Annotated in this window: 25 protein-coding genes, 2 tRNA genes and 1 pseudogene; 12 read left to right on the forward strand and 16 right to left on the reverse strand. The window is 69.4% G+C overall.

The genetic code is table 11. The annotated features are described in order from the left end of the window. Positions 1–21: 21 nt before the first annotated feature. Genes thrC through argS form a run of 4 tightly spaced genes read right to left on the reverse strand, consistent with a single transcriptional unit; the run spans position 22 to position 5482 of the window. Positions 22–1110: a threonine synthase gene (gene thrC / locus ACWEPG_RS27870; RefSeq protein ID WP_450113521.1), complete on the reverse strand. Its 1089-nt coding sequence runs from the start codon at positions 1108–1110 to the stop codon at positions 22–24. After that, positions 1103–2413: a homoserine dehydrogenase gene (locus ACWEPG_RS27875; protein WP_450113520.1), complete on the reverse strand. Its 1311-nt coding sequence runs from the start codon at positions 2411–2413 to the stop codon at positions 1103–1105. The genes thrC and ACWEPG_RS27875 overlap by 8 nt, the downstream gene beginning before the upstream one ends. Next, positions 2406–3833 (reverse strand): diaminopimelate decarboxylase, encoded by a 1428-nt coding sequence (lysA, locus tag ACWEPG_RS27880; RefSeq protein WP_450113519.1) that lies wholly within the window; start codon positions 3831–3833, stop codon positions 2406–2408. Before lysA ends, ACWEPG_RS27875 begins: the two co-directional genes overlap by 8 nt. Then, positions 3830–5482, reverse strand: a complete 1653-nt coding sequence (gene argS / locus ACWEPG_RS27885; protein WP_450132424.1) for an arginine--tRNA ligase — start codon at positions 5480–5482, stop codon at positions 3830–3832. Before argS ends, lysA begins: the two co-directional genes overlap by 4 nt. A 147-nt stretch (positions 5483–5629) precedes the next feature. On the opposite strand from argS, the gene ACWEPG_RS27890 reads away from it, so the two are divergent. Beyond that, a complete protein-coding gene (locus ACWEPG_RS27890) occupies positions 5630–6490 on the forward strand; it encodes a DUF3105 domain-containing protein (protein WP_450113517.1) in 861 nt (286 codons plus the stop codon). 1 nt (position 6491) lies between these two features. Further along, positions 6492–7205 carry a DUF305 domain-containing protein gene (locus ACWEPG_RS27895; protein WP_452595815.1) on the forward strand — a complete coding sequence of 238 codons (714 nt, stop codon included), beginning with the start codon at positions 6492–6494 and terminating at the stop codon, positions 7203–7205. 83 nt (positions 7206–7288) lie between these two features. Here ACWEPG_RS27895 and ACWEPG_RS27900 read toward each other — a convergent pair whose 3' ends face one another. Then, complete coding sequence (locus ACWEPG_RS27900) at positions 7289–9694, reverse strand: phosphoketolase family protein (protein ID WP_452595816.1); 2406 nt, start codon at positions 9692–9694, stop codon at positions 7289–7291. 124 nt (positions 9695–9818) lie between these two features. On the opposite strand from ACWEPG_RS27900, the gene ACWEPG_RS27905 reads away from it, so the two are divergent. Continuing rightward, positions 9819–9891 (forward strand) — tRNA-Arg (locus ACWEPG_RS27905). Between the two features lie 85 nt (positions 9892–9976). Here ACWEPG_RS27905 and ACWEPG_RS27910 read toward each other — a convergent pair. From ACWEPG_RS27910 to ACWEPG_RS27935, 6 genes are all read right to left on the reverse strand, one after another. Beyond that, positions 9977–10348 (reverse strand): limonene-1,2-epoxide hydrolase family protein, encoded by a 372-nt coding sequence (locus ACWEPG_RS27910; RefSeq protein WP_450113514.1) that lies wholly within the window; start codon positions 10346–10348, stop codon positions 9977–9979. A 73-nt stretch (positions 10349–10421) separates the two neighbouring features. Beyond that, positions 10422–11450, reverse strand: coding sequence for a TIGR03617 family F420-dependent LLM class oxidoreductase (locus ACWEPG_RS27915; protein WP_450113513.1), 1029 nt, complete (start codon positions 11448–11450; stop codon positions 10422–10424). A 64-nt stretch (positions 11451–11514) separates the two neighbouring features. Then, entirely contained in the window at positions 11515–12654 is a 1140-nt protein-coding gene (locus ACWEPG_RS27920) for a 3'(2'),5'-bisphosphate nucleotidase CysQ (protein WP_450113512.1), read from the reverse strand. After that, positions 12651–14531 carry an adenylyl-sulfate kinase gene (gene cysC, locus ACWEPG_RS27925; RefSeq protein WP_452595817.1) on the reverse strand — a complete coding sequence of 627 codons (1881 nt, stop codon included), beginning with the start codon at positions 14529–14531 and terminating at the stop codon, positions 12651–12653. The genes ACWEPG_RS27920 and cysC overlap by 4 nt, the downstream gene beginning before the upstream one ends. Beyond that, on the reverse strand, positions 14531–15472 hold the full coding sequence (cysD, locus tag ACWEPG_RS27930) for a sulfate adenylyltransferase subunit CysD (RefSeq protein WP_450113510.1): 942 nt from the start codon (positions 15470–15472) through the stop codon (positions 14531–14533). The genes cysC and cysD overlap by 1 nt, the downstream gene beginning before the upstream one ends. A gap of 97 nt (positions 15473–15569) precedes the next feature. Then, positions 15570–16514: an IclR family transcriptional regulator gene (locus ACWEPG_RS27935; RefSeq protein WP_450113509.1), complete on the reverse strand. Its 945-nt coding sequence runs from the start codon at positions 16512–16514 to the stop codon at positions 15570–15572. Positions 16515–16645: 131 nt separating this feature from the next. Between ACWEPG_RS27935 and ACWEPG_RS27940 the strand changes: the two genes are divergently transcribed. The 3 genes from ACWEPG_RS27940 to ACWEPG_RS27950 are packed head-to-tail and all read left to right on the forward strand — an operon-like array spanning position 16646 to position 19800. Then, the gene (locus ACWEPG_RS27940; RefSeq protein ID WP_452595821.1) at positions 16646–17809 is read left to right on the forward strand and encodes a hypothetical protein; all 1164 of its coding nucleotides are present in this window, start codon (positions 16646–16648) and stop codon (positions 17807–17809) included. Positions 17810–17830: 21 nt separating this feature from the next. Beyond that, positions 17831–18613: an SDR family oxidoreductase gene (locus tag ACWEPG_RS27945; protein ID WP_450113508.1), complete on the forward strand. Its 783-nt coding sequence runs from the start codon at positions 17831–17833 to the stop codon at positions 18611–18613. 50 nt (positions 18614–18663) lie between these two features. Further along, positions 18664–19800 carry a sulfotransferase family protein gene (locus ACWEPG_RS27950; protein WP_450113507.1) on the forward strand — a complete coding sequence of 379 codons (1137 nt, stop codon included), beginning with the start codon at positions 18664–18666 and terminating at the stop codon, positions 19798–19800. Positions 19801–19866: 66 nt separating this feature from the next. On the opposite strand, the gene ACWEPG_RS27955 is transcribed toward ACWEPG_RS27950, so the two are convergent. Next, a complete protein-coding gene (locus ACWEPG_RS27955; RefSeq protein ID WP_450113506.1) occupies positions 19867–20346 on the reverse strand; it encodes a MarR family winged helix-turn-helix transcriptional regulator in 480 nt (159 codons plus the stop codon). Between the two features lie 110 nt (positions 20347–20456). Here ACWEPG_RS27955 and ACWEPG_RS27960 point away from each other — a divergent pair, with 110 nt between their 5' ends. The 3 genes from ACWEPG_RS27960 (at position 20457) to ACWEPG_RS27970 (ending at position 21746) form a co-directional block, all read left to right on the forward strand. Beyond that, positions 20457–20810, forward strand: coding sequence for a rhodanese-like domain-containing protein (locus ACWEPG_RS27960; RefSeq protein ID WP_452595818.1), 354 nt, complete (start codon positions 20457–20459; stop codon positions 20808–20810). 250 nt (positions 20811–21060) lie between these two features. Beyond that, positions 21061–21405 (forward strand): Zn-ribbon domain-containing OB-fold protein, encoded by a 345-nt coding sequence (locus ACWEPG_RS27965; RefSeq protein ID WP_450113504.1) that lies wholly within the window; start codon positions 21061–21063, stop codon positions 21403–21405. Then, the gene (locus tag ACWEPG_RS27970) at positions 21405–21746 is read left to right on the forward strand and encodes a hypothetical protein (protein WP_452595819.1); all 342 of its coding nucleotides are present in this window, start codon (positions 21405–21407) and stop codon (positions 21744–21746) included. The genes ACWEPG_RS27965 and ACWEPG_RS27970 overlap by 1 nt, the downstream gene beginning before the upstream one ends. Here the strand turns inward: ACWEPG_RS27970 and ACWEPG_RS27975 are convergent. Beyond that, complete coding sequence (locus ACWEPG_RS27975) at positions 21717–22589, reverse strand: alpha/beta fold hydrolase (protein ID WP_450113502.1); 873 nt, start codon at positions 22587–22589, stop codon at positions 21717–21719. The two genes, ACWEPG_RS27970 and ACWEPG_RS27975, sit on opposite strands and share 30 nt — an antisense overlap. Positions 22590–22774: 185 nt before the next feature. Between ACWEPG_RS27975 and ACWEPG_RS27980 the strand changes: the two genes are divergently transcribed. Then, on the forward strand, positions 22775–22978 hold the full coding sequence (locus ACWEPG_RS27980) for a (2Fe-2S)-binding protein (RefSeq protein WP_450113501.1): 204 nt from the start codon (positions 22775–22777) through the stop codon (positions 22976–22978). A gap of 88 nt (positions 22979–23066) precedes the next feature. Then, on the forward strand, positions 23067–23552 hold the full coding sequence (gene bfr / locus ACWEPG_RS27985; protein WP_450113500.1) for a bacterioferritin: 486 nt from the start codon (positions 23067–23069) through the stop codon (positions 23550–23552). Positions 23553–23615: 63 nt separating this feature from the next. On the opposite strand, the gene ACWEPG_RS27990 is transcribed toward bfr, so the two are convergent. The 3 genes from ACWEPG_RS27990 to ACWEPG_RS28000 form a co-directional block, all read right to left on the reverse strand. After that, positions 23616–23686 (reverse strand) — tRNA-Cys (locus tag ACWEPG_RS27990). A 48-nt stretch (positions 23687–23734) separates the two neighbouring features. Beyond that, complete coding sequence (locus ACWEPG_RS27995) at positions 23735–24799, reverse strand: hypothetical protein (protein ID WP_450113499.1); 1065 nt, start codon at positions 24797–24799, stop codon at positions 23735–23737. Next, positions 24796–26103, reverse strand: coding sequence for an ATP-binding protein (locus ACWEPG_RS28000; protein WP_452595820.1), 1308 nt, complete (start codon positions 26101–26103; stop codon positions 24796–24798). Before ACWEPG_RS28000 ends, ACWEPG_RS27995 begins: the two co-directional genes overlap by 4 nt. A 248-nt stretch (positions 26104–26351) precedes the next feature. Between ACWEPG_RS28000 and ACWEPG_RS28005 the strand changes: the two are divergent. Then, positions 26352–26560, forward strand: a pseudogene (locus ACWEPG_RS28005) (vacuolar transporter); the annotation flags it as partial.

The following is a 26560-nucleotide window of genomic DNA, read 5'->3' on the forward strand; positions in this document are numbered from 1 at the left end:
CTTCGATTCGCTGTGCGGTCACTACACCAACTCGAGCGCCGACGCGACGGCCACCGGGTCGACCGGAATCGGCTGGACGGGAGGCATTCCCAGCAGGGCCGTGTCGGGGTCCTTGAGGCCGTTGCCGGTGACGGTGCACACCACGGTCTGACCGGCGTCGAGCCAGCCCTCCTTGTGCGCGGCCAGCAGGCCTGCGACGGACGCGGCGGACGCCGGTTCGACGAAGACGCCCTCGGTGCGCGCGATCAACCGGTACGCCTCGAGGATCTCCTCGTCGGTCGCCGCGCGGAAGACGCCGTTCGACTCCTCCTTGGCGTTCACGGCACCGTCCCACGATGCGGGGGCGCCGATGCGGATCGCGGTCGCGATGGTCTCGGGATCCTTGACCGGGGCGCCGTGCACGAGCGGGGCAGCGCCGGCGGCCTGCACGCCGAGCATGCGCGGCCGGGACGAGGAAATTCCGTCGGCGTGGTACTCCGAGTAGCCCTTCCAGTACGCCGTGATGTTGCCGGCGTTGCCGACGGGCAGGGCGTGGATGTCGGGGGCCTTGCCGAGGGCGTCGACGATCTCGAACGCCGCGGTCTTCTGCCCCTCGATGCGGACCGGGTTCACGGAGTTGACCAGGCCGATGGTCGGGAACTCGGCGGTGGTCTTGCGGGCGAGTTCGAGGCAGTCGTCGAAGTTGCCCTCGACCTGGATGATCTTGGCGCCGTGCATCACGGCCTGGGCGAGCTTGCCCATCGCGATCTTGCCCTGCGGGACGAGCACCGCGCAGGTCATCTTCGCGACGGCGGCGTAGGCGGCGGCCGATGCGGAGGTGTTGCCGGTGGACGCGCACAGCACGGCCTTCTGCCCGCGGGCGAGGGCATCGGTGACGGCCATCGTCATGCCGCGGTCCTTGAACGACCCGGTGGGGTTGAGCCCCTCGACCTTGAGGTGGACGTCGCAGCCGGTCAGCTCGGACAGGTATCCGGCGGGGATGAGCGGGGTGCCGCCCTCGCGCAGCGTGATCGTCTTCCAGTTCTCGCCGATCGAGAGTCGGTCCCGGTACGCCTCGATCAGGCCCGGCCAGGGCGTGTGAACGGGGGTGTGCTGACGAGGGCTATTCACTGGAACCTTCCAATCGGAGAACACTGGTGACCGCGGTGACGAAGTCGAGCTTGCCAAGGGATGCAACGGTTTCGGACAGGGCCGCATCGGTGGCCCGATGCGTGACGACGATCAACCGCGCACCGTCCCCGGCGCCTTCCTGGCGCACCGTCGAGATGGAGACGTCGTGCTTGGCGAACTCCGCCGCGACCGCGGACAGCACGCCCGCGCGGTCCGCGACCTGCATGTTGACGTAGTAGCGGGTGGGGATCTCACCGATCGGCGCGACCGCCAGGTCCGCGTAGCTCGACTCTCGCGGTCCGAGGCTGCCGTTGACCTTGTTGCGGGCCGCCATCACCACGTCGCCCATGACGGCGGACGCGGTGGGGGCGCCGCCGGCACCCTGGCCGTAGAACATCAGGCGCCCCGCGGCCTCGGCCTCGACGACGACCGCGTTGAAGGCGCCGTTCACCGACGCCAGCGGGTGATCGAGCGGCACGAGCGACGGGTAGACGCGCGCGGACACCCGCTCGGTGCCGTCCTCGCCGACGATCCGCTCGCAGATGGAGAGCAGCTTGACGGTGCAGCCCAGCGACTTCGCGGCCTCGAGGTCCGCCGAGGTGATCTTCGAGATGCCCTCGCGGTAGACGTCGGCGGCGGTGACACGGGTGTGGAAGGCGATCGACGCCAGGATGGCGGCCTTGGCCGCCGCGTCGAAGCCCTCGACGTCGGCGGTCGGATCGGCCTCCGCGTAGCCCAGCCGGCCCGCCTCGGCGAGGGTGTCGGCGTAGTCGGCGCCGGTCTCGTCCATCGCGGACAGGATGAAGTTGGTGGTGCCGTTGACGATTCCGGCGACCCTGACGACGCGGTCGCCGGCGAGCGACTGGGTCAGCGGCCGGATCACGGGGATCGCCCCGGCGACCGCGGCCTCGAAGTACAGGTCGGCGTTCTGCTTCTCGGCGGCCTCGGCGAGTTCGCCCGTGTAGTCGGCGAGCAGCGCCTTGTTGGCGGTGACCACGGACTTGCCGGAGTTCAGCGCGGAGAGGATGAGCTTGCGCGGCACCTCGATTCCGCCGATGACCTCGACCACCACGTCCACGTCGTCACGCGCGACGAGCGAATCCGCGTCGGTGGTCAGCAGCTCCTCCGGCACGCCGCGGTCCCCGTCGATCCGGCGGACGGCGATGCCCCGCACGACCAGTGGCGCACCGACACGGGCCTCGAGGTCGCGGGCGTGTTCGCGGATGATCCGCACAACCTCGCTGCCGACGTTGCCGAGGCCGAGTACCGCCACGCCGATCGCGGCGGCGTTCGGTTCAGTCATCTTGCTGTACCTCCAAGCTGAGCAGATCTTCCACGGTCTCCCTGCGCAGGACGAGTCGGGACTTCCCGTCTCGGACCGCGACCACGGCGGGTCGGGTGAGCAGGTTGTAGCGGCTGGACATCGAATAGCAGTATGCGCCGGTGGCCGCGACCGCGAGCAGGTCTCCGGCACCGACGTCCTCGGGCAGCCAGGCGTCGCGGATCACGATGTCACCGCTCTCGCAGTGCTTGCCCACCACGCGTGCGACAACCGGCTCCGCCCGACTGTCCCGCGAGACCAGCCGACAGTCGTACTCGGCCTGGTACAGCGCGGTCCGGATATTGTCACTCATTCCGCCGTCCACGCTGACGTAACGGCGAGTTGCGTTGCCGTCCAACCGGACATCCTTGGTGGTGCCGACCTCGTACAGCGTCACGGTGCCCGGTCCGGCGATGGCCCGACCCGGTTCGACCATGAGCGTCGGGACCGGCAGTCCGGCCGCGGCGGATTCGGTGGCGACGATGTTCGCGAGTTTCGCGGCCAGGTCGTCGACCGGCGGCGGGTCGTCGCTCTCCAGGTAGGAGATGCCCAGGCCGCCACCGAGGTCGATGATCTTCACCTGCGAGGTCTTCTCGACGCCGAAGCCGTCGACGATCTGCCGCAGCAGCCCGATCACCCGGTGCGCGGCCAGCTCGAAGCCGTCGACGTCGAAGATCTGCGAGCCGATGTGGCTGTGCAGACCGACAAGCTTGAGGTTGTCGGTCTCGAACACCCGGCGGACCGCGTCGAGGGCGGCACCGCCGGAGAGCGAGAAACCGAACTTCTGGTCCTCGTGGGCGGTCGCGATGAACTCGTGGGTGTGCGCCTCGACCCCGACGGTGATCCGGATCAGCACCTCCTGCACGACGCCGAGGTCGCCGGCGACGGCGTCGAGGCGGTCGATCTCCTGCATCGAGTCCAGCACCACGTGACCGACGCCCGCGGACACCGCGGCGCGCAGCTCGGCGACGGATTTGTTGTTGCCGTGCATGGTGATCCGCTCGGCGGGGAATCCGCCGTGCAGCGCGACGGCCAGCTCGCCACCGGACGCGACGTCCATCGACAGGCCTTCATCGGCGACCCAGCGGGCGATCTCGGCGCTGAGGAACGCCTTGGACGCGTAGTGCACCCGCTCGGCGGCACCGAAGGCGCGGGCCATGTCGCGGCAGCGGGACCGGAAGTCGTCCTCGTCGATCACGAACAGCGGCGTGCCGTACTGCTCGGCCAGTTCGGTGACCGGGACACCGGCCAGCCGGACCACCCCGTCGTCACCTCGCGTGGCGCCGCGCGGCCACACCTCGGCGGGCAGGGTGGTCATCTGCGACGGGTCGGTCGGCCGTGACGGCAGCCCGGGTGCGTGCTGGATGTCCGCGTGGCGCGGACCGGCGGGGTGCGCGCTCACATCCGCTCCGGTGCGCTGACACCGAGCAGACCGAGACCGTTCGCGAGGACCTGGCGGGTGGCACCGCACAGCGCGAGCCGCGCGGTGTGCAGGTCGCCGGCCGGCTCGTCGCCCTGGGGCAGGACGCGGCAGTCGGTGTAGAAGCGGTGGTAGGTGCCGGCCAATTCCTCGAGGTACCGGGCGACGCGGTGCGGCTCGCGCAGGTCCGCCGCGGTGGCGACGACCTTCGGGAAGTCGCCGATGGTGCGGATCAGGTCGCCCTCCCGGTCATGGGTGAGCAGTTCGAGCTTGGGGTCCGCAGCGGACAGGCCCAGGTCGGCGGCGTTGCGGGCCAGCGATGCGAGCCGGGCGTGCGCGTACTGCACGTAGTACACCGGGTTCTCGCTGGTGGTGCTCGCCCACAGCTCGAGGTCGATGTCGAGGCTCGAGTCCACCGACGAGCGGATCATCGCGTAGCGGGCGGCGTCGACGCCGATCGCCTCGACCAGGTCGTCGAGGGTGATGACGGTGCCTGCGCGCTTGCTCATCTTGACCGCCGCGCCGTCGCGGACCAGGTTGACCATCTGACCGATCAGCACCTCGACGGTCGCCGGGTCGTCCCCGAACGCGGCCGCGGCGGCCTTGAGACGGCCGATGTAACCGTGGTGGTCCGCGCCGAGCATGTAGATGCACAGGTCGAAGCCACGCGAGCGCTTGTCCTGGAAGTACGCGATGTCGCCTGCGATGTAGGCGGCGTTGCCGTCGGACTTGATGACGACGCGGTCCTTGTCGTCACCGAAGTCGGTGCTCTTGAGCCACCACGCGCCGTCCTCCTCGTAGAGGTTGCCGCTGGCCTTGAGGGTGGCGACGGCCTTCTCGACCGCGCCGGACTCGAACAGCGAGTTCTCGTGGAAGTAGACGTCGAAGTCGGTGCCGAACTCGTGCAGGGTCTGCTTGATGTGGTCGAACATCAGCGCGACACCGATCGAGCGGAACACCTCCTGCTGCTCGTCGGCGGGCAGGTCGAGCGCGTCGGGGCGCTGCCGGAGCACCTCGGCGGCGATGTCGGCGATGTACGCACCGGCGTAGCCGTCGTCGGGGGTCGGTTCGCCCTTTGCCGAGGCGATCAGCGAGCGGGCGAACCGGTCGATCTGCGCGCCGTGATCGTTGAAGTAGTACTCGCGGGTGACGTCCGCACCCTGGGCGGCGAGGATCCGGCCGAGGGCGTCGCCGACCGCCGCCCATCGGGTGCCGCCGAGGTGGATCGGGCCCGTCGGGTTCGCCGAGACGAACTCGAGGTTGATTCGCTTGCCGGCCTGCGCGGTCGAGCTGCCGTAGCTCTGACCTGCCGCGATCGCCTTGGCGACGATGGCGCCCTGGGCGGCGGCGGCGAGCCGGATGTTGAGGAATCCCGGTCCGGCGACCTCGGCGGACTCGATGCCGTCGGTCGCGGTCAGGGCCTCGGCGAGCCAGGTGGCCAGGTCACGCGGGTTCACTCCGGCCTTCTTGCCGACCTGCATCGCGACGTTGCTGGCGTAGTCGCCGTGTTCGGGGTTGCGCGGGCGCTCGACGGTCAGCGTCGCGGGCAGCACGGACGCGTCGAGGTCGTGGTCTGTGAGGACCTTCGCGGCGGTGACGCGAAGGAGTTCGGCAAGGTCGGCGGGAGTCACGGGTATTCATCCTATGTGCTGGCCGTTCAAAGCCTGCCTTCAGGCACTGAACGTACAGTGGGACGACCACGGGACCCACCTGTCGCACCGACGCCGGCGTCCCGTCCCACAGACCCGACGTCCACATCAGCGAAAGAGCACTCACAGATGCCGAGCGGTTCGGAAAATCGCAGCGCCAAGAACAGCGCCAAGTCCGCCAAGGCCATCAAGGCTGCCAACAAGAGCTCCGGCGGCTCCGCCAAGCGCGGACTGCCGAAGCAGCGTCAGATCCCCTGGTTGACGATCGGCGCCGCGGCCGCGGTCATCGCCCTGGTCGCGCTGTTGGCGATCAACCTGGTGCCGAAGTACCAGGACAAGGCCGAGGCGGACAAGTTCGCCCCCAGCGCGTCGAACCCGGACCCCTCCACGGAGATCGAGGGTGTCGTCAAGATCGAGTACCCGGCCGCGCTGCACGTGTCGGCGGCCCAGCGGGTCGCGTACGACCAGACGCCGCCCTTCGGTGGGCCGCACGACGCGACCTGGGCCACCTGCACGGGCGTGGTCTACCCGAACGCGATCCGTACGGAGAACGCGGTGCACTCGCTCGAGCACGGTGCCGTCTGGATCGCCTACAACCCGGACAAGGTGTCCGGTGACGAGCGGCAGGCGCTGGTCGACCGCGTCGACGGCAAGTCGTACATGCTGATGTCGCCGTACCCGGGCATGGACTCCGCGATCTCCCTGCAGAGCTGGGGCCACCAGCTCAAGCTGGACAGCGCCGACGATCCGCGGATCAACCAGTTCATCGCGGCGCTGCGGCTGAACAACTTCGGCGCCTACCCGGAGAAGGGTGCGAGCTGCTCGACGATCCCGGGTGCGTTCGATCCCGACAACCCGCCCGCGTTCGACGCCACTCCCCCCGGCCCCGACGCCGTGACCATGGACGGCAAGGGCCTGACGCCGGACACCTCGGAGACCGGCGGCGGCGCCGGGCTGCCGATGGCCCCCGAGCCCGCCCCGGCGAGCTGACATGACGGGCTCCGACGGCGCGGCGGCCGGCGGTACGCGCAGCCAGCGCACCGCCCTCGCCGTCCTGGGCCTGATCGCGGCGATCGCGGTCGGATTCGGGCTCGGGTTCTTCGCGAACCAGTTCCTGCACGACGACCAGCCCGCCGCCCCGGCCGCGGGCTCGGTGGACGTGGGCTTCGCGCAGGACATGATCGTGCACCACAACCAGGCGGTGGAGATGGCGGCGATCTCGATCGCCAACGCCGCCGATCCGATGGTGCGGGATCTCGCGTACGACATCCTCACCACGCAGCAGAACCAGATCGGTCAGATGACCGGCTGGCTGTCGCTGTGGGACCAGCCGGTGGCGACGACCGACGAGCACATGGCCTGGATGTCCGACGCGGGCGGCCACGGCGACGGCCACGGCACGACGGGCCATGGGGCCACGACGACCCCTGCGCCCTCCTCGGCGCAGATGCCGGGCATGGCGACGTCGGAGGAGATGGCCGCGCTGCGTCAGGCCCGGGGTCCCGAGGGCGACGTGCTGTTCCTGCAGCTGATGCTGCGCCACCACCAGGGCGGGCAGCCGATGATGGAGTACGCCGCCAAGCACGCGGAGGTGCAGACGGTGCGAGACCTGGCGCAGACGATGGTCGACACCCAGGCGAGCGAGTCGCACCGGATGACGCAGTTGCTCACGGAGAAGGGCGCGGCCCCGCTTCCGCTGAACTGACCCCTCCCGGCATGAACGGAAGCGTTCAGTCGAGTAGATCGACTGAATGTTCCGTTCATGCGATGGGGGACGGGGGCTGCGAGCTATCCGGACGATTGCAGCGATCCCCATGTCCAGTCGCGCACCTCGGGCATGTCCTCGAGGTGCGCGACGACGTAGTCGCGGTGCCGGTCCAGCTGGGCGCGGCAGTACCGGGCCAGCTCGTCGCCGCGCTCGGGCACCCGACGGCTCCGCCGCAGCGCCTCGATCGCCAGGTGGTACCGGCTCATCCGGTTGAGCACCACCATGTCGAACGGTGTTGTGGTGGTGCCCTGTTCGCTGAATCCCCGCACGTGGAAGCGATCGGTGTCGGGCCGGCCGTGCAGTAGTTCGTGCACGGCGCGCGAGTACCCGTGGAACGCGAAGACCACGTGGGTGTCGTCGGTGAACAGCTCCCGGAACTTCGTGGGCGTGAATCCGTGCGGATGCGTGTCCTCGGGCATCAGCGCCATCAGGTCAACCACGTTCACCACCCGCACCCGCAGGTACGGCACCCACCTCCGGAGCAGCTCCGCCGCGGCGAGGATCTCCTGGGTGGGCACGTCCCCGGCGGCGGCCAGTACGACGTCGGGGGCGTCCGCGTCGGCGTCCTCGGTGCCCGCCCAGTGCCACACCGAGGCGCCGGCCGCGCAGTGCTCGGCGGCCTGCTCCAGCGTCAGGTACTGCAGGTGCGGCTGTTTGTCGACGACGATCAGGTTGACGTGGTCGGTGCTGCGCAGGCAGTGGTCGGCGATCGAGAGCAGGGTGTTCGAGTCCGGCGGCAGCCAGATCCGCACCACGTCCGGAGCCAGAGGGATCGCGGAGTCGATCATGCCCGGGCCCTGGTGACTGAAGCCGTTGTGGTCGTTGCGCCAGCAGGTGCTGGTGAGCAGCACGTTCAGCGACGACACCGACTCGCGCCACGGCAGGGTCAGTGCGTGCTGGAGCCACTTGGCGTGCTGGATCAGCATCGAGACGCTGACCATCGCGAACGCCTCGTAGCTAGCGAACACCCCGTGGCCCCCGGCCAGCAGGTAGCCCTCGAGCCAGCCCTGACACAGGTGCTCGCTGAGCACCTCCATCACCCGTCCGTCGGGCCCGAGCCCGTCGTCGTACCCGGTGACGGGCAGCTGCCAGCACCGGTCGGTGACCTCGAACACGGCCCCGAGGCGGTTGCTGGCCGTCTCGTCGGGGCAGAACAGCCGGAAGTCGCCGCCGCCGTCGGACCGGACGCCGTCCGCGTAGATGTCGCGCATCAACTCGCCGAACACCCGGGTGGTCTCGTGGAACGAGGTGCCGGGTTCGGTGACGGCGAGCGCGTACCGCTCCAGCGGCGGGATCCTGAGCGGCCGGCGCAGCCGTCCCCCGTTGGCGTACTGCGTCGAACCCATCCGCTTGTCCCCCACCGGGGCGAGTCCGGCGAGTTCACGCGCCAGCGACCCGTTCTCGTCGAACTGACGCTCCGGGTGGTACGACCGCAGCCATTGCTCCAGCCGGGCGAGGTGGTCGGGATTGTCGCGGACCCCGGACAGCGGCACCTGGTGGGCCCGGTGCGTGCCCTCGACCAGCACCCCGTCGACGGTGTGCGGACCGGTCCACCCCTTCGGGGTTCGCAGCACGATCGCCGGCCACCGGCGTTCCTGCGGGGGCGAGCCGGCCCGGGCCGCGGCCTGCAGCCCCCGGATCGTGTCGTACGCACCGTCGACCGCGGCGGCGAGGTCACGAAACACCTGCCGCGGGTCGTCGCCCTCGACGAGGACCGGCGCCCAGCCCTGCCCGGCCAGGTACGCCGCGACGTCGACGTCGCTGCTCCGTCCCAGCACCGTCGGGCCGGCGATCTTCGCACCGTTGAGGTGCAGGATCGGCAGCACGGCGCCGTCGCGGCGCGGGTTCAGAAACGCGGGCACCTTCCACGAGGCCGACAGCGGCCCGGTCTCGGCCTCCCCGTCTCCGATCACACACGCCACCAGCAGTTCCGGCCGGTCGAACGCTGCGCCGGCCGCGTGCGCGAGGGCGTACCCGAGTTCACCGCCCTCGTGGATGCTGCCGGGTGTCTGGACACTGACATGACTCGGGACGCCGCCGGGCGTCGAGAACTGGCGGCAGAGCCGCTCGACGCCGGCTGCGTCGGCACTCACGTGCGGGTAGATCTCCGAGTAGGTGCCCTCGAGATACGTGGCCGCGACCAGGGCCGGACCACCGTGACCGGGCCCGGTCACGTACAGCCAGTTCGCGTCCGTGCGGCGGATGTGCCGGTTCAGGACGGTGTAGATCGCGGACAATCCCGGGCTGGTTCCCCAGTGCCCGAGCAGTCTGGGCTTGATGTGCTCGGGCCGCAACGGCTCCCGCAGCAAGGTGTTCTCGCGCAGGTAGATCTGCGCGACCGTGAGGTAGTTGGCCGCGGCCCACCACCTCAGGTCCAGGTCGAGTTCGTCGTCGGAGTAGTCGGGCACCTGGTCGTGTTCGGCCATGCCTTCGCGCGCCTTCCAGTGAGGAGTCACCTGCTACTTCATCGAGTATGGGGGTGCGAATAGGGATTCGTCGCGCGATGCGCTACGCTAAGCCAGCCCAACCGGCACACCGAGTTTTCGGTGCGCCCCCGTAGCTCAGGGGATAGAGCGTTCGCCTCCGGAGCGAAAGGTCGCAGGTTCGAATCCTGCCGGGGGCACTCGCATTTCGAGTGCACCACAGCCACAAGAGCCCCGGTCGACAACGTCGACCGGGGCTCTTTGCTTGTTCGGATGCCCGCGCCGTCAGCTCCCGAGCGCGGCGAGAGGTGCCATGTCGAAGTAGTCGCGCCAGCCGGAGATCTTGCCGTCCCCGGTCACCTCGAAGACGCCCATCACGGGCAACTCGATGCTCGTGCCGCCCATGGCGAAGACGTCGGTGCGTTCGTTCATCACCACCGACCCGTTCGCGGCCTGGCGGTGCACCCGGAAGTCGATGCCGCCGAACTGCGCGACGAACCCGGTGATGAAGTCCTTGATCGCGCCCTTGCCGACCACGGGCTCCATCGGAATGTTGTGGTAGACGGCATCTTCGGTGAAGTACTCGGCCAGGGCATCGGCGTCTGCCTCCTTCCAGCGGGCACAGAACTCGGACACGACGGCGTCGGGAGTGGTCATGCGGATCTCCTTACTGGTGTGGGGTGCGGCCGCGCCGGTGAGTGCATTTCACCCCGGTCGGGGTGAAATGCACTCACGGGCAGCGCAGCTGCGAAACCACCCGCGCGAACTGCGGGTCGTCGGCGGGGTCGGTGGGTGGTGCGAGGGTGATGCCGTCGACGAGGCCGCCGACGCGATCGGCGACGACTGCGGCCAGCTCCGGGTGACGGGCGGTGGGCAGCAGTGCGCCGAGCACGTCATCGGTGACGAGGTCGCCGAGCCCCGTCCAGGAGTCCTCGCGGACCATCCGGGCGAGCGGCGCCTGCAGGTGCCCGAGACCGGCGTGGTCGAGGCCGCGCCGGTACGCCGGGGTCGAGTACAGGAACGCGAACTGCCGTCGCTGCCGGTCCCGTTCGCGCGCGAGAGCCTCGTCGGTGTCGCCGGTGATCACCTGCACTCCGGCTATCACCTCGAGGTCGTCTCGGGTCCGACCGGCGGACCGTGCACCCTCCGCCAGCGCGGGCAGGATGTCGTCGGCCAGGCTCCGGGGGCCGGAGTTGGTGGGGTGGCCCACGTATCCGTCGGCGACCTCCCCCGCAACCCGGCACATCCTCTTGCCGACGCCTCCGAGAAAGATCGGCGGGTCCGGCGGCAGGTCGTCGCCGTCGAACGGGTTGAAGTACGGCTGCATTCGGGTGAACCGGTAGTGCTCCCCCACGAACGGCACCAGTTCGCCGCCGCGGAAGGTGGCGAACGCGGCCCGCACGACCTGCACGTACTCGCGCAGACGCGGCGCCGGCTCCGACCACGGCATCGCGTAGCGCTCCTCGACGTTCTGCCGGATCTGGGTGCCGAGGCCGAGCTGGAACCGGCCGCCGGACAGCCGGGCGAGATCCCAGGCCGTGTAGGCGGTCAGGACCGGGCTGCGCACGAACGCGAGCGCGACCGAGGTGCGCACCACGATCCGGGACGTCGCCTGCAGGGCCTGCAAGGCGAGCAGGAACGGATCGTGCACGGTTTCGGAGACGTGCATTCCGTCGTAGCCCATGGCCTCGACCCGCCGGGCGTGCGCCCCGATCTCGGCGAGCCCGAGGCGCGGATCGGTGTTCGCGTACACCCTCACCGCACCCTCACTTCCCCCAGTGAACGGAAGCGTTCACTCGATCCGATCCGAGTGAATGTACCGTTCACTCGGATCGGGGGGCGGGCTCGATGATCGCCGTGACCGCGGCGATCTCGGCACCCGGCACGGAGAAGTGTTCGGTCAGCGCCACGGTGTGCGTCTCGTCGCCGACGGCCATGTCCAGCAGGAAGCGCGCGACAACGTCGGTGCCGAACTCGGTGAACGTCAGGTTCCGGATCCCGGTCAACGGCAGGTACTGCGCGCCGGTCTCCAGCTCGCGGACGATCTCCGGACCGGAATCACCCGTCCGCCTTCCGTTCTCGACACGGAAGCAGTCGGCCGCCAGCCGGACCTTGCTCGCGTCGTGGGTGAGCAGCGAGCCGAGGTACTCGCGGACCATCGCGACCCGTGGGCTGTCCGGCGGCGTCCCGGTCAGTTCCGCGATCCCCGACAGCAGCGGACCTGCCAGGTCGGGGCGGCAGATCAGCAGGTCCGGCAGGTACGGGTGCGCCTCGTTGTAGACCAGCGGCGTCCCGTCGATCCGCGAGCAGTGCAGCCCGGCGGCCAGGGCGACCCCGACCGGGGCCGCGGAGTCCCACTCCCACTGCCCGCCCGCGTGCACGTACGCATCGGCCTCACCGCGCAGCACCGCCATCGCCTTCGCCCCCGCCGAGCCCATCGGCACGACCTCGCCGCCGACCCGCTCGGCGAGGGGTCCCGCGAACTCCGGTGGACGGCTGTCGCTGACCAGGATTCGCGGGCGGGGGTGCTCCCCGACCGCCGCCGTGCAGGTGTCGCTGCGGTAGACCCGGCCGAGTGCCGGTTGGGCGACCGAGGCGGCGGTGATGCCGACGCCGCGCTCCCACAGCGCGACGTGCACCGCCCAGTCGGCGCGGGCCGGCAGCCCGTACTCCCTGGACCCGTCGAGCGGGTCGATGATCCACACCCGATCGGCGCCGCGCCGCGCCGGATCGTCGGCGGATTCCTCGGACAGCACGGCATCGGCGGGCCGGTGCTCGGCGAGCAGCCGCAGCAACAGCGCGTTGGCCTCCTTGTCGCCGCGCCGGCTCAGCTCCCGGGCCGCATCCTTCGGCAGCGGATTCGCGCCGAGTTCGCGCGCGCGCAGGTCGAGCAGCAGGTCGCCCGCGCGGGCCGCCATCTCCGCCGCGAGCTGGGCGTCGTCGAGGTCGCAGTCGTTGTTCATCGACTCAGATACTCCATGATCGCGGCGGCCTGCGCGACCGGATCGCCGTCCTCCGGCGTCAACACCAGCTCGGCGTGTTCGGGACGCTCGTAGGGGTCGTCGATCCCGGTGAATCCGGTGATCTCCCCTGCCCGGGCCCTGGCGTACATGCCCTTCGGATCCCTGGCCTCGCACTGCTCGATCGGGGTGTCGACGAACACCTCGACGAAGCGCAGGCCCGCGGCCTCGTGCGCGGCCCGCACCCGATCCCGGTCCGCGCGGTAGGGGCTGATCAGGGACGCGACCGCGACCACCCCCGAGTCGGCGAACAGCTGCGCGACGGCACCGACGCGGCGCACGTTCTCGGCGCGGTCCGCGGCACCGAATCCGAGATCGGCGTTGAGTCCGTGCCGCAGGTTGTCCCCGTCGAGCCGGTAGGCGGGGACGCCCGCGGCGACGAGCCTGCGTTCGAGTTCGACTGCCACGGTGGACTTCCCGGACGCGGACAGTCCGGTCAACCACACCGTGGCACCCCGGGTGGCCCGCTCGTCGCGATCGACGGCCGAGGCGTGCCAGACGACCTTCGACTCCTTGAGTGTCGGACCGGTGATCATCCCGGCGGCGACGGTGCTGCCGGTGGTCTCGTCCACCAGGATGAAGCTGCCGGTCACCCGGTTGCGCCGGTATGGGTCGAACAGAAGCGGCTGCTGGGTGCGCAGCTGGATCCGCCCGATCTCGTTGAGCTGCAACGACTGCGCGGATTCGTCGCGGTGCAGGGTATTGACGTCGAGCCGGTAGTCGAGCCGCACCACCTGCACGCGCGTGGAGCGGGTGGTGTGCAGCAACGTGTACCGGTGGTGTTCGCTCATCGTGGACCGTTCGGCGAGCCAGCACACCATCGCGTCGATCTCATGCCCGACGAGCGGCCGGTTGTTCGGCCGGCACAGGAGGTCGCCGCGCGCGATGTCGATGTTGTCCGCCAGCCGGATGCACACGGCGGACGGCGCGAACGCCTCCTGCACCGGATGCCCACCGGGGCCGTGGATCTCCGCGATCTCGGTGGTGTAGCCGGACGGCAGCACCACAACCTCGTCACCGGGTTTGAACACGCCGCTCGCGACGGTGCCCGCGTAGCCGCGGAAGTCGTGCAGGTCGGCGTCGGTCTGCCGCTGCGGCCGGATCACGTACTGCACCGGGAACCGCGCGTCGATCAGGTTGCGGTCGGACGCGACGTGCACCTCCTCGAGCAGGTGCAGCAGCGAGGAGCCTTCGTACCAGGGCATGTTCTCGGTGCGGGTGACGATGTTGTCGCCCCGCAGCGCCGACACCGGGACGAACGACAGGTCGTGGACGTCGAGCTTGGCCGCGAACCGCCGGAACTCCTCGCAGATGTCCTCGAAGCGGTCCTGCGACCAGTCGACCAGGTCCATCTTGTTCACGCACACCACCAGGTGCGGAATACCGAGCAGCGCGGAGAGGAAGGCGTGCCGCCGGGTCTGTTCGAGCACGCCGTTCCGGGCGTCGACGAGGATCAGGGCCAGGTCCGCGGTGGACGCCCCGGTCACCATGTTGCGGGTGTACTGCTCGTGCCCCGGGGTGTCGGCAATGATGAACTTCCGCCGAGGCGTCGCGAAATACCGGTGTGCGACGTCGATGGTGATGCCCTGCTCGCGCTCGGCGCGCAGGCCGTCGGTCAGCAGCGCCAGGTTCGCGTGCTCGTCACCGCGTTCGCGACTGCTGCGCTCGACGGCTTCGAGCTGGTCCTCGAAGATCGCCTTCGAGTCGTAGAGCAGCCTGCCGATCAGCGTCGACTTGCCGTCGTCGACGCTGCCCGCGGTCGCGACCCGGAGCAGCTGCTGACGGTGATGCGGGGATTGCAGTTCGGGGTTCAGCGACATCAGAAGTACCCCTCCTTCTTGCGGTCTTCCATGCCGGCCTCCGAGATGCGGTCGTCGGCCCGGGTGGCGCCGCGTTCGGTGATCCGGCTCGCCGCGACCTCCGCGACGACGGCGGCGGCGGTGTCGGCGGAGGACTCGACGCAGCCGGTGCAGGTGGCGTCGCCGACCGTGCGGAAACGCACCAGTTCCTCGTACGACTCCTCCCCCGGAAGCAGCGTGAGGAACCTGGTGTGGGCCAACAGCATTCCGTCGCGGGGCACGACACGGCGCCGGTGTGCGTAGTAGATGGCCGGCAGCTCGATGGATTCCTCGGCGATGTACTGCCAGATGTCGAGCTCGGTCCAGTTCGACAGGGGGAACACCCGAATGTGTTCGCCCTTGCGGTGTTTGCCGTTGTAGAGGTTCCACAGCTCCGGCCGTTGGGCCCGCGGGTCCCACTGCCCGAATTCGTCGCGGAAACTGAACACCCGCTCCTTGGCTCGCGCCTTCTCCTCGTCCCGGCGGGCGCCGCCGAACACCGCATCGAAGCCGCCGTCGCGGATGCCGCGCAGCAACGCGTGCGTCTGCAACCGGTTGCGGCTGGCCCGCGGCCCGGAGTCCTCGACCACCCGGCCTGCGTCGATGTCGTCCTGCACACTGGCGACGATCAGGCGCAGCCCGAGGTGGTCGACGACCCGGTCGCGGAACTCGATCACCTCGTCGAAGTTGTGCCCGGTGTCGACGTGCATCACCGCGAACGGCAGTGCCGCCGGCCAGAACGCCTTCGCGGCCAGGTGCAGCATCACCACCGAGTCCTTGCCGCCGGAGAACAGCAGCACGGGTCGCTCGAAGGTGGCCGCGACCTCGCGGAAGATGTGCACCGCCTCGGCCTCGAGGGCCGCGAGGTGCGACAGCGTGTAGCTGGGCGGGGACGCGGAATGCGGTGCGGGCTGTGTGGTCATCAGGGCTCCGGTTCAACGCTCACAGGCGGTACATCTATGTACCGCATCGGTACTAAACGAAGTCTGGAGCCGACTTTAGAACGTGTTACAGAACCGGTCAATGGCCGGCGACTGCGTCACCACCTCGAACCGGCGCCCGGCCGCCCACCTCCGCGGTCACCGCATCCGCCGCGGCCGCGAGCGCCCGGCCCCGACGCTCGATCTCGGCTCCGCCGATCGAGCCGCCCACATCGAGGGTCAGCACCAGGGACTGCCTGCCGTCCTCGTCGTAGCTCGGCGCCGCGATCAGGCTCACGGGATATTCGGCGTCGGCGGACGTCTCCCGGCCGAGGTAGACGCGTTCGCCGAGGCTGGACACCATCTCCCCGACCAGTTCGCGAAGCTCGGCGGGCAGGTCTCGACCCGCCACCCCCGCCATCAGCGAGAACAGTCGACGCCCCGTCGGCGTGAGCCGTTCGACGAGATACCCCGACTCGCGGCAGTCGTCGACGACACGCTGCAGCAGGTCCCGGTCGAGCACCACGGGAAAGGCCGGCTCCCGCTGCAGCCACCGCTCGAACTCGTCGTCGTGGCTCCACAGCACGTACATCAGCCCGACCGGCGGCGCGAAGGGATACACCTGCCCGACCTTGGCCGCGGTCCGTCCCGACTCGACTCCAGGGGGTGCCGCGACCTCGAGGATCATCACCTGATCCCCCACCACCGCGGACGCGGTGCAGACCGCACCGAACTCGGCCGCCAGCGCCTCCAGGTGCGGCCGGACGATCGCCCCGACCGCGAATCCGCGCTGGGCGGCCCGGCCGGCCGCGATGAGCGCGGGCCCGAGGCCGTACCGCGCATCCGGACCGCGGGTGAGATACCCGCCGCCGACAAGGGCGGCGAGGATGCCCAGGCAGGTCGGTTTGCTGATGTCGAGCGCGCGGGCGAGCTCGGATAGCCCGAACCGGCGATCGGGCCTGGCGACGAGATGGTCGAGCACCTGGATGACGCGCACGGTCGGGGGCGAGCGGCGCCCCGTCACGGCGTCCGGTTCGGCTGCCATTGACCACTCCTTGAAATACGTTCTATCGTCAGGGCACAAAATTCTCTACCACTTGGGTACATATTTGTACCACCTGAACACGAGGAGCGGGAGTGCAGACAGATCCACCGGCCGAGACGGTCGCATCACCGCTGACGGCACCGCTGCGAGAAGCGATCGCCGAGGCCGAGCAACTGGTCGCGGCCGCACCCCACATCCGGTCCGAACAGGACCTGCTGGAGGGCTACCAGTACCTGGCCGGCGGCATTCTCGCCTGCGTCCACGCCGCGTGGGCCACCGAGAAGACGCATCCGACCTTCATCGCAGGCACCGGGCCCTACACCAAGATGGGCCTGGACAACCCGGACACCCTGTACTTCGGCGCCCGGATCAACGACGACGCCGAGTACGTTGTCACCGGAACCCGCGGCACCACCTGCGATCTGAGCTTCCAGGTGCTCAGCGGCAACTACACCGACTCCAACGTCCCCGGCAGCGACGCCGCCTTCGACGACCGCGCCATCGACATCGACGCCGACGGCAACTTCGAGGTCCGCTTCGGACCCGAGGACGCGGCCGGGCGCCGCAACTACTTCACGCTCGCGCCGGGCGCATCGCAGCTGGTGGTCCGCGAGGTCTACAGCGACTGGTCGCAGCGCCGCGGCACCGTCCGCATCGAACGGGCGGACCGGATGGGTGTCCCCTACGACGCCTTGACCCCGGAGGAGACCGCCAAGCGCTTCGCCCGCGCGGGCAAGGCCCTGGTCAGCCGGGTCAAGACGTGGCTGCAGTTCCCGGAGTGGTTCTACCTGAAGCTGCCGGTGAACACGATGACCGAGCCCCGGCTCACGCCGGGTGGGCTCGCCACCCAGTTCTCGTCGGTCGGCCACTACGACCTCGCCGAGGACCAGGCGATGATCATCACGGTCCCGAAATCCGATGCGCCGTACCAGGGTTTCCAGCTCGGCAGCATGTGGTACATCTCCCTGGACTACACCGGCCACCAGACGTCGCTGAACAACACCCAGGCGCAGGTGGACCCGGACGGCATGATCCGCATGGTGATCTCGGAGCGCAATCCGGGTGTCACCAACTGGATCGAGACCGTCGGCCATCCGCGCGGCATCCTGCAGTTCCGCTGGCAGCGCACGTCCCGCGATTTCACCCCGGCCGACGGCCCCACCGTCGAGGTCGTCGGCATCGACGAGATCGCCGCGAAACTGCCCTACCACGAACAGAACAAGATCACGCCGGAGGACTGGGCAGCCCGCATCGCGGCGCGCCAGGCCGCCGTCGCCAACCGGATGCTCGGCTAAGACAACACAGCGAGGACCATCGTGACAAACCTGTTGCAGGACAAGATCGTCGTCATCTCCGGGGTCGGCCCCGCCCTCGGCCGGACGCTCGCGCTTCGGTGCGCGCAGGCCGGCGCGGACCTGGTGCTGGCCGCACGCACCCAGTCGCGCCTCGACGAGGTCGCGAAGGAGGTCGCCGACCTCGGCCGCCGGGCGGTGACGGTGTCCACCGACATCACCGACCAGGCCTCGGTGGAGAACCTGGTCGCCGCCACCGACGACGCGTACGGCCGCGTCGACGTACTGGTCAACAACGCATTCTCGGTGCCGTCGATGAAGCCGTTGGAACGCACGGACTTCCAGCACATGCGCGACGCCGTCGAACTGACGGTGTTCGGCGCGCTCCGGATGACCCAGCTCTTCACACCTGCCCTGGAAGCGTCCAAGGGCGCGGTCGTGAACGTGAACTCGATGGTGCTGCGACACTCCCAGGAGCGCTACGGCAGCTACAAGATGGCCAAGTCGGCACTGCTGTCCGTGTCGCAGTCCCTGGCAACCGAACTGGGCCCCAAGGGGATCCGGATCAACTCCGTCGCGCCCGGCTACATCTGGGGCGAGACGTTGCAGCAGTACTTCGCGCACCAGGCGAACAAGTACGGCACCACCGTCGAGCAGATCTACGACCACACCGCCGCAGGCACCGATCTCAAGCGACTGCCGACGACCGAGGAGGTCTCCGACGCGGTGATCTTCCTGGCCTCACCGATGGCCAGCGGCGTCACCGGGCAGTGCCTCGACGTCAATTGCGGCGAGTTCCACCACTAGGCCAGGAGTGGAGCCCGCGGAACGACCCGACGACAAAAGGACCACCCCCGATGACTGAACGCACCACCGTCGGCACCGTCGAAGACCTGCACGCTTCGGCAACCAAGATGACCGGCCTGACCGATTTCGGCGTCGACGACTACACCGAGGCCCTCGGTGTCCTGCTGGACTCGTACGCCCGCGACGAGGACCTGACGCCCCTGGGCAGCAAGATGTCCCGCGTGTTCCTGCGCGGCGCACTGGTCGCGCGGCTGCTGTCCGAGGCGGCGTGGCAGCAGCACCCCGCGCACGCGGACGTGAAGATCGAGCGACCGATCTTCGTGACCGGCCTGCCCCGCACCGGCACCACCGCGCTGCACCGACTGCTCACCGTCGACCCGGCACACCAGGGCCTGGAGATGTGGTTGACCGAGATGCCGCAGCCGCGGCCACCGCGCGAGACGTGGGCGTCGAACCCGGTCTTCCAGGGCATCGAGTCCCAGTTCAGCAAGCACCACGTCGAGCACCCCGAGTTCATGGGCGTGCACTACATGTCCGCGGCCGAGGTCGAGGAGTGCTGGCAGCTGCTCCGGCAGACGTTCAAGTCGATCTCCTACGAGTGCCTGGCGAACCTGCCGACGTACTCGAAGTGGCTCGAGGGTCAGGACTGGACGAATGCCTATGCGCGCCACAAGAAGAATCTGCAGCTGATCGGCCTGCCGGACCAGGACCGGCGCTGGGTGCTCAAGAACCCGAGCCACCTGTTCGCGCTCGACGAGCTGATGTCCGTGTATCCGGATGCCCTCGTCATCCAGACCCACCGCCCGCCGAGCACCATCATCCCATCGGTGTGCAGCCTCGCCGAACAGGCCACCGAGGGCTGGTCCAACGCCTTCCGGGGTGAGGTGATCGGTCGCGGGCAACTCGAGCTCTGGGCCCGCGGCCTCGAGACGTTCACCGCCGCACGCGCGCAGTACGACCCCGCCCAGTTCGTCGACGTCGACTACGCGGACTTCGTGGCGGACCCGCTCGGCACCGTCGAGGGCATCTACTCCCGGTTCGGCATCCCGGTGAGTTCGGCGGCGCAGCAGGCGATGGAGGACATGCACGCCGAGTCTCGTTCCGGCGACCGCAAGCCCGCACACCGCTACACCCTCGAGCAGTACGGCCTCACGGCCGAGGAGGTCGAGGAGCGCTTCGGCCGGTGATCCCCGGGGCGGCCGCGGCATCCACGATCGCCGCGGCCGCCCGCTGCCGACAGCCGGGCCGACCGGTCAGCCGGTCGGATTGTCGGTCGCGGACGTCGGCTCGAGCACCTTCTGCAGCGCCGCCGCGACCGCCCGCAGTTCCGAGTCGGTCAGCTTGTCGGCGAACCGCTCCCCGATCCCGCTCAGATAGACCGGGGCCGCCTCGCGATAGCGGCGCCTGCCGGCATCGGTGATCGTCACGAACGCCGAACGTCGGTCGTCGGGATTGGCATCGCGCTGCACCAGCCCGAAGGTCTCCATCTCGGCGACCAGGCGACTGACCCGGGTACGACTGAGCACCACCCGCTCGCCGAGGTCACTCATCCGCAGCGGAGTGCCGTCGGCTCCCACCAGCTCGAGCAGCACGTCGTACCACGCCAGAGGAAGCCCCGTCGCGCGCCGCAGGTCGGTGTCGAGTTCGGGCACCAGCCGGGCGTGGACCTGAAGGAGCGCGCCCCATGCGCTCGTCGCCAGGTGCCGACCATCCGTGTCCCGCGTCGCTGCCACCGGGGCAGTCTAACCACCTTCATCCGTCCAGTTGCGTGCGTACGCACATTGCTATTAAATGTGCGTACGCACGCACATTGGTTTGTGAATCCGACGAAAGGGCGACAACAATGACCGAGCTCATCAGCCGCGACGACCTGGCCGCGGCCCTCCGATCCGGCTCCGTGACCCTCCTCGACACCCTTCCCGCCGACTACTTCGACAGGAGCCACATCCCCGGGGCGGTGAATCTCGTCGAGGCCGACGTGGCGTCACGTGCCCCGAGCCTCCTCCCCGACCGGGACGCCGCGATCGTGACCTACTGCGCGAGCATCACCTGCCGGAACAGCGAATTGGTGGCCAACCGGCTTCGCGCCCTCGGATATACGAACGTGCGCAAGTACCGGGAGGGCATCGCGGACTGGGAGTCCGCCGGCCTGCCGATCGAAGGCTCGCACGCCGAGCCGGAACGCACGGCAGGTTGAGACCGGACACGGCCGGGCGGCCACCCCGCCCGGCACACTGGGGCGGGGAGCAGGTCCGCAGAGCACCCAGGACCCGCTCCCCGCCCCGTTCACCCACGCCGAGGCCTGCTCGCACCGGAAAAGCAGGTAGTAATCCAGGTAGTTCTGCGGTCGTCGCGAGACGCGCCCCAGGCGAGAGTGTGACTCACCTCACCACACTCCGACCGCCGAGGCTCCGATGCACGAGAACGAACACGAACACACGTCCCCGATGCCCACCGCAGCGCACACGGGTGCACTGCTCATCACCCGGTGCGCGAACTGCGCCACGCTCTGCTCTCCGATGGCCGCCACCTGCTCCGCCTGCCACGGCAACGACCTCGCCGCCGTGCCGTCGTCCGGAACGGGAACGATCCTGTCGTGGAAGACCTCACCTCGCGCCAACCCGGATCCCGGGCCCGCCGTGACCGCGATCGTCGAACTGGACGACGGCCCGCGGGTCTACACGTGGATCGAGGGCCGGATCCCGGAGCAGCCCACCCGGTCGGTGCGCGTCGAGTTCCGGCCGACCCCGCACGGCGACCGTTTCCCTCTGTTCGCCGTCAGTGCGCTCTGATGCACACCCGACGCCCCGACGCGACCGCGCGCCCGATCGAGGCCGGCGGCCCGTGCAACCGCGAGCGGATTCGAGTGTGGCTGCGCCAGTGCGACTTCCTCGACCGATCCCACGCCCTGAGCCCCCACGCAGTGTGGGTGGTCGGGTTCGCCATCAGATGGGCACCGTTCGGCGGCGCGAGCGCAGCCGAACTGCTCGAGACATTCGGGGTCACCCCCGCTCGGTTCCGGCAGCTGTTGCGCGAGTGCCTCGATCCCCGCGGAACTGCCGACGGCCGCATCCGGGCCATGAAGTACGAACTGAGCGAGTCGCTACTCGGTGCGTGGACCCGCCGCGTCTGAGCGGCGCTCCGGCTCACCCAGATGCTCTGCGAGCAGATCGACGAGCCGCTCCGGCACCTCGTCCGGGATCCAGTGGCTGACGCCCTCGAACACCTCGAACCGGTAGGGACCGTCCACGTACCGCGCCGTCAGCTCCGCGGCCGTGCGGCCGAGCGCGGTGTCGCGGTCGCTCCAGACGTAGAGCGTCGGCACGGTGATCCGCTCGGGCGGCCGCCACGGCGCCGCGAGCAACATCGCGCGGTACCACCCCAAGCCGCCTCGGGCACGCGAGCGCTCCCGCATCGGCGCGAGATCGCGGTCGGCGACCTCCCGGGTCATGCCGCTGCCGAGGAAGAGCCGGCGCACCCGTGTCCCCTCGGCGAACAACCGTTCCGGCAACACCGGGAGTTGGAAGGCAAACATGTACCAGGACAACAGGATCTGGCGACTGGTCACCAGCGAGCGCACGAAGGCGCTCGGGTGCGCCACCGACAGGGCGGTCAGGGTCCGCACCAGGTCGGGCCGGCGTCCGGCGACCCACCACGCCGCGGCGGCACCCCAGTCGTGACCGACCAGGTGCACCGGCCCGAGCCCGGACTGCTCGATCAACGCGATGACGTCCGCGGTCAACTCCGACGGACGGTAGGCCCACCGTGACCGCGGTCGCGCACCGGGCGAGGCACCCCGCAGGTCGGGGGCGAGGGTGCGAAACCCGCGGGCGTGCAGCAGTTCCGCCACCGCCGACCAGGATCGAGAGTCCTGCGGGAACCCGTGCAGCAGCACGACCGGGACGCCGTCGACCGACCCCTCGTCCCGGACGTCGAAGACGAGCCGATCACGACGAAAGGAACCAATTCTTCCCATGCGGCCACCTGCTCCCCGAGTCCGTGGGCCCCGCAAGTGCCCGGCGTCGAGTTCGTACCGATGGATCCACGATCGCACGGAACCTCGACGCCGATCAAGATCAAAAACTTGGGTTAGCCTACCCTTTTCAAAGACGGGCTCTTAGTGTAGCCTCGCCTGAGGAAGCTGGCTGGAGGGTCAACGACATGTACGTCTGCGTTTGCGAGGCCACCACCGAGGACACGGTGCATCAGTGCATCTCCGCGGGGGCTCGGACCGCCAAGCACGTCGCGATGGGTTGCGGCGCCGGGCGCGGACGCGGCTGCGGCATGTGCCGCGACCGGATCAAGTCGATGATCGAACAGCACTACGCCGTCGTCGAATGCGAGGAAGAGCCGATCAGCGCCTGACGAATCGCCGAAAAGTACACCGTGTGAATTCACCCGGTGAGGGTTAGTCTGAGCTCACGGTTCAGCCCACCCCCATCGGAGGTTGTTCATGCGCGGCGACGATGAGGTCATTGCTCTTCTGAACGAGCAGTTGACCAGCGAACTCACAGCGATCAACCAGTACTTTCTCCACTCGAAGATGCAGGCCAACTGGGGCCTGACGAAGATCGCGGAGAAGACCCGCCAGGAGTCCTTCGAGGAGATGCAGCACGCGGAGCTGCTCACCGACCGCATCCTCATGCTCGAGGCGCTGCCGAACTACCAGCGGATCCTGCCGCTGCGCATCGGCCAGACCATCCGGGAGCAGTTCACGTCGGACCTGGCCGTCGAGGTCGAGGTGGTCGAGCGCCTTCGGCCCGGCATCACGATGTGCCGCAGCAAGGGCGACCACACCACCGCCGGCATCTTCGAGAAGATCCTCGCCGAGGAAGAAGACCACGTCGACTACCTCGAAACGCAGCTCGAACTGATCGACAAGCTCGGCGAGCAGCTCTACCTCGCGCAGCTCGTCGACCAGCCCCCGAGCGTCGGCTGAGATCGGCGGAGCCCGAGAACGATGCGAGCCCGGCAGGTGATTCACCTGCCGGGCTCGTCGTCGAGCGGATGACGGGATTCGAACCCGTGTAAACGGCTTTGCAGGCCGGTGCCTAGCCACTCAGCCACACCCGCATCGAAGTTCACGATGCCGTCCCCGCGCCACTGCGGACAGGGTTGCACTCAGCGTGATTCGAACTCGGTGCGGGCCGCGCCGAGGAGGCACCCGTCGGTCCCGAACTGCTGCCGGGTGACGTCGTCACCGTCGCTGTGCAGGATGGTGAGCAGCGAGCCACGGCCGGGCGGCAGCACCCGGATGGTGAGGACCCCGCCGACCGCGGCGTCGAGCGCGGCGACGACCGCGCCGTGGATACGGTCGCGGACCCCGTAGGACACGGTCGTCATGCCGCCGTCGTCGAGCAGGACGACGTCCACGCCACGGCCGCGCGCGGACCGCGCGGCCGTGACGATCGCCGGGTCACCGAGCGCGGGCGCACGGATCGCGTCACGCAGATGTGCCTCGAGGAGGCTGCAGGCCAGCCGATCGCCGTCGCTGATCGTCGTCGCGACGCTCAACTCCTCGAGCAGTGGACGCGCGAGAGTGTCCAGCCGCCTCAGCTGGTGGTCGCGTTCCTCGAGGACCGCGGTGTCCGCCGCCTGGGCAGCAACCCGGATCGTCGTCTGGTCCCGCAGGTCGAAGATGTCGCGCGCGGCGGGGCGAATGGTCCACCCGATGAACGTCGCCATCAGCAGCGGCGCAAGGTTGACGGCGGACATTCCCAGCCCGTATCCGGCGCCCTGCCCGGTGCGGGCCGCCCACACCACACAACACACCAGACACGAGACCGTGCCGATCCAGGCCGCCGGCGTCCGACCGCGCAGGCACATGTAGGCGCAGATCGCCGTCGATGCGGGAAGCGGCCACACCTGGAGCGCCTTGTCGATCGGCACCGGCACCACCGAGAGCACGAGGGCGGTCGCCACCGGGCCCACCGAGGCCAGGACCACCGTGATACCCCACGGCAGCGGGTCGCCCGGCGTCCGGACGAAAGCGACGGCACCCGCGCTGACGAGCAGCCACGCGACCAGTTCCGCCCACAGCGCGTCACGGCCGGGGCTGGTCGACAGCGCGAGCAGAAGGAAGGTCAGCACGTACGCCGCGACGAGCACCGTCGCAGCGGTACTGCGCAGACCGAGCAGCGCCCGCACGTCCCGATCGACACCGTCGCTGCTGTACCCGCTCGTCATTCGGCCTCCCAGGACAGATACACCCGAGTCCCCGCGCCGGGCCGGGACTCGATTCGCGCAGCGCCACCGGGCGTCTGCCGCATGCGCGCCAGGATGCTGACGGTGACACCGAGTCGATGCGGGGCGACAGCAGTGCGATCGAATCCGGCCCCGTCATCGGCGACGAGCGCCTTCACTCCGTGCGCGGTCACCGTCACCGCCACCGATCGGGTGGAGTCGGCCGCGTGCAGGCGACTGTTGCGCAGCGCCTCGCCCAGCGCGGCACCCATCGCCCGCACCGCATCCGAGGGCACGGCGTCGAGCTCCCGGACCGTGACATCGGCGAATCCCGCGGCGCCATCATCCGGGGCCGCCGCGAACCTCGCGAGAGCCTCCCCGGCAACGACGGTCGTCCCGGCGCGACCCCGGGCCACCGTGAACACCGCGCCGTCGTCGGCGTCCGCGGCGGCCGCGCGCAGCCGGGAGACGGCCTCGTCGACGGTGAACGGACGGTCCGCCTCGAATTCGCTTCGCAGGGAATCCAGATCCTGCAACGTTGCCGTGGCGAGCCTGTTCACCACGGCCGGCCGTTGTCCCCGAGCCGCGGACAGCAGCGTCGCGATGACGCTGTCGTGAATGAGCGCGTCGAATCGCTCCCGCTCGACGGCGCGTGCGCGCTGGGCCGCGGCCGCCGCGGCGGCCGCATGTGTCTCGTCGGTGGTGGCGTCCAGCACCCGGCCGGTGCGCAGTGCCATCGCCGCGCCACCCACGAACAGCGTGCAGAACATGATCGCGAAGGTGATCTCGGGCAGCAGCATTTCCGCGGGAGCACCCGCCCGGGCGACCTGGTTGATCAGTTGCACGCACACGCATCCGATCACGAGGTGGGCGAAGGCAACCGCGGTCGGACAGGCCACGATGGCGGCGAGACTCGCCAGTCCGGGAAAGAAGGCCAGCCAGACACCGTCGCTCGCCGGGATCTGTGGCCCCTGCCAGGCCAGTGGCCAACTGAACGCCGCCAGCAGGAAGAGCCCCGCCGCTACCCCGGCCGCGTTCCGCATGGACCGGGTGTCGCGGCGGAACGACAGCAGCCCCGGTAACAGCCCGGACCCGAACACCGTGACCACTGCAACCGGCGTCCACCAGGACGCCATCCTTGGCTGTAGCGCGAGGACCGAAGGAATCAGGACGATCAGGTAGGCGACATAGCCCACGCTGATGAAACGCGCGAACATGCGCAGGATCCGATCCGTGTTCTGCCGGCCGACCCGGGTCCGGCGGACGTGCGCCGCCGGGTTTCGCAACGTGCGCGCTTGTCCCACCACCGCCGCTCCTCCCCCGAGGCCTCGACACCACCGCGCAGCCACCGAAAGGACATTCGACCACACGGGGCAGGCCGATCGCCGGGTGAATGTCGGGTGAAGTGTCACCCCACACGACCCCGAAGATCCTTTGCACCTCCATTACTTTTCCATTGCCAGGAAATTGTCAGTTGGCGGACAAGCTGTTCGCAGGTCCACCGCTTGTACTTGTTCTGTTCACCGACCGAACAGGGCAAGGAGCCGGCAGCACGATGACGTTTCTCGACCGCTTCCGCCGTCCACCCACCGCGCGACCATCGGCGCCACCGGCCGAGGACGCACCGGCCACTTCCACCCCCGGGGGCTTCGCACAGACGGCCAGTGCGCTGCACGCGTTCAACCGGTACGAGATCAAGTACCTCGTCGACGAGTTGAAGGTGCCCGAACTGCGACGGGAACTGGCCGCCAGGATGGACACCGA

This window comes from Rhodococcus sp. NPDC004095, assembly GCF_053604015.1.

Bases quoted from the DNA above. Each gene is read 5' to 3' on its own strand.
- ACWEPG_RS27910 (WP_450113514.1), bottom strand. From the start codon at position 10,348: ATGACCACTCCCGACGCCGTCGTGTCCGAGTTCTGTGCCCGCTGGAAG.
- ACWEPG_RS27920 (WP_450113512.1), bottom strand. From the start codon at position 12,654: ATGAACAACGACTGCGACCTCGACGACGCCCAGCTCGCGGCGGAGATG.
- ACWEPG_RS27980 (WP_450113501.1), top strand. From the start codon at position 22,775: ATGTACGTCTGCGTTTGCGAGGCCACCACCGAGGACACGGTGCATCAG.
- ACWEPG_RS27875 (WP_450113520.1), bottom strand. From the start codon at position 2,413: ATGACTGAACCGAACGCCGCCGCGATCGGCGTGGCGGTACTCGGCCTC.
- ACWEPG_RS27975 (WP_450113502.1), bottom strand. From the start codon at position 22,589: ATGGGAAGAATTGGTTCCTTTCGTCGTGATCGGCTCGTCTTCGACGTC.
- ACWEPG_RS27895 (WP_452595815.1), top strand. From the start codon at position 6,492: ATGACGGGCTCCGACGGCGCGGCGGCCGGCGGTACGCGCAGCCAGCGC.
- ACWEPG_RS27995 (WP_450113499.1), bottom strand. From the start codon at position 24,799: ATGACGAGCGGGTACAGCAGCGACGGTGTCGATCGGGACGTGCGGGCG.
- ACWEPG_RS27965 (WP_450113504.1), top strand. From the start codon at position 21,061: ATGCCCACCGCAGCGCACACGGGTGCACTGCTCATCACCCGGTGCGCG.
- cysD (WP_450113510.1), bottom strand. From the start codon at position 15,472: ATGACCACACAGCCCGCACCGCATTCCGCGTCCCCGCCCAGCTACACG.
- ACWEPG_RS27970 (WP_452595819.1), top strand. From the start codon at position 21,405: ATGCACACCCGACGCCCCGACGCGACCGCGCGCCCGATCGAGGCCGGC.
- ACWEPG_RS27900 (WP_452595816.1), bottom strand. From the start codon at position 9,694: ATGGCCGAACACGACCAGGTGCCCGACTACTCCGACGACGAACTCGAC.
- bfr (WP_450113500.1), top strand. From the start codon at position 23,067: ATGCGCGGCGACGATGAGGTCATTGCTCTTCTGAACGAGCAGTTGACC.
- cysC (WP_452595817.1), bottom strand. From the start codon at position 14,531: ATGTCGCTGAACCCCGAACTGCAATCCCCGCATCACCGTCAGCAGCTG.
- ACWEPG_RS27960 (WP_452595818.1), top strand. From the start codon at position 20,457: ATGACCGAGCTCATCAGCCGCGACGACCTGGCCGCGGCCCTCCGATCC.
- ACWEPG_RS27935 (WP_450113509.1), bottom strand. From the start codon at position 16,514: ATGGCAGCCGAACCGGACGCCGTGACGGGGCGCCGCTCGCCCCCGACC.
- ACWEPG_RS27890 (WP_450113517.1), top strand. From the start codon at position 5,630: ATGCCGAGCGGTTCGGAAAATCGCAGCGCCAAGAACAGCGCCAAGTCC.
- ACWEPG_RS27950 (WP_450113507.1), top strand. From the start codon at position 18,664: ATGACTGAACGCACCACCGTCGGCACCGTCGAAGACCTGCACGCTTCG.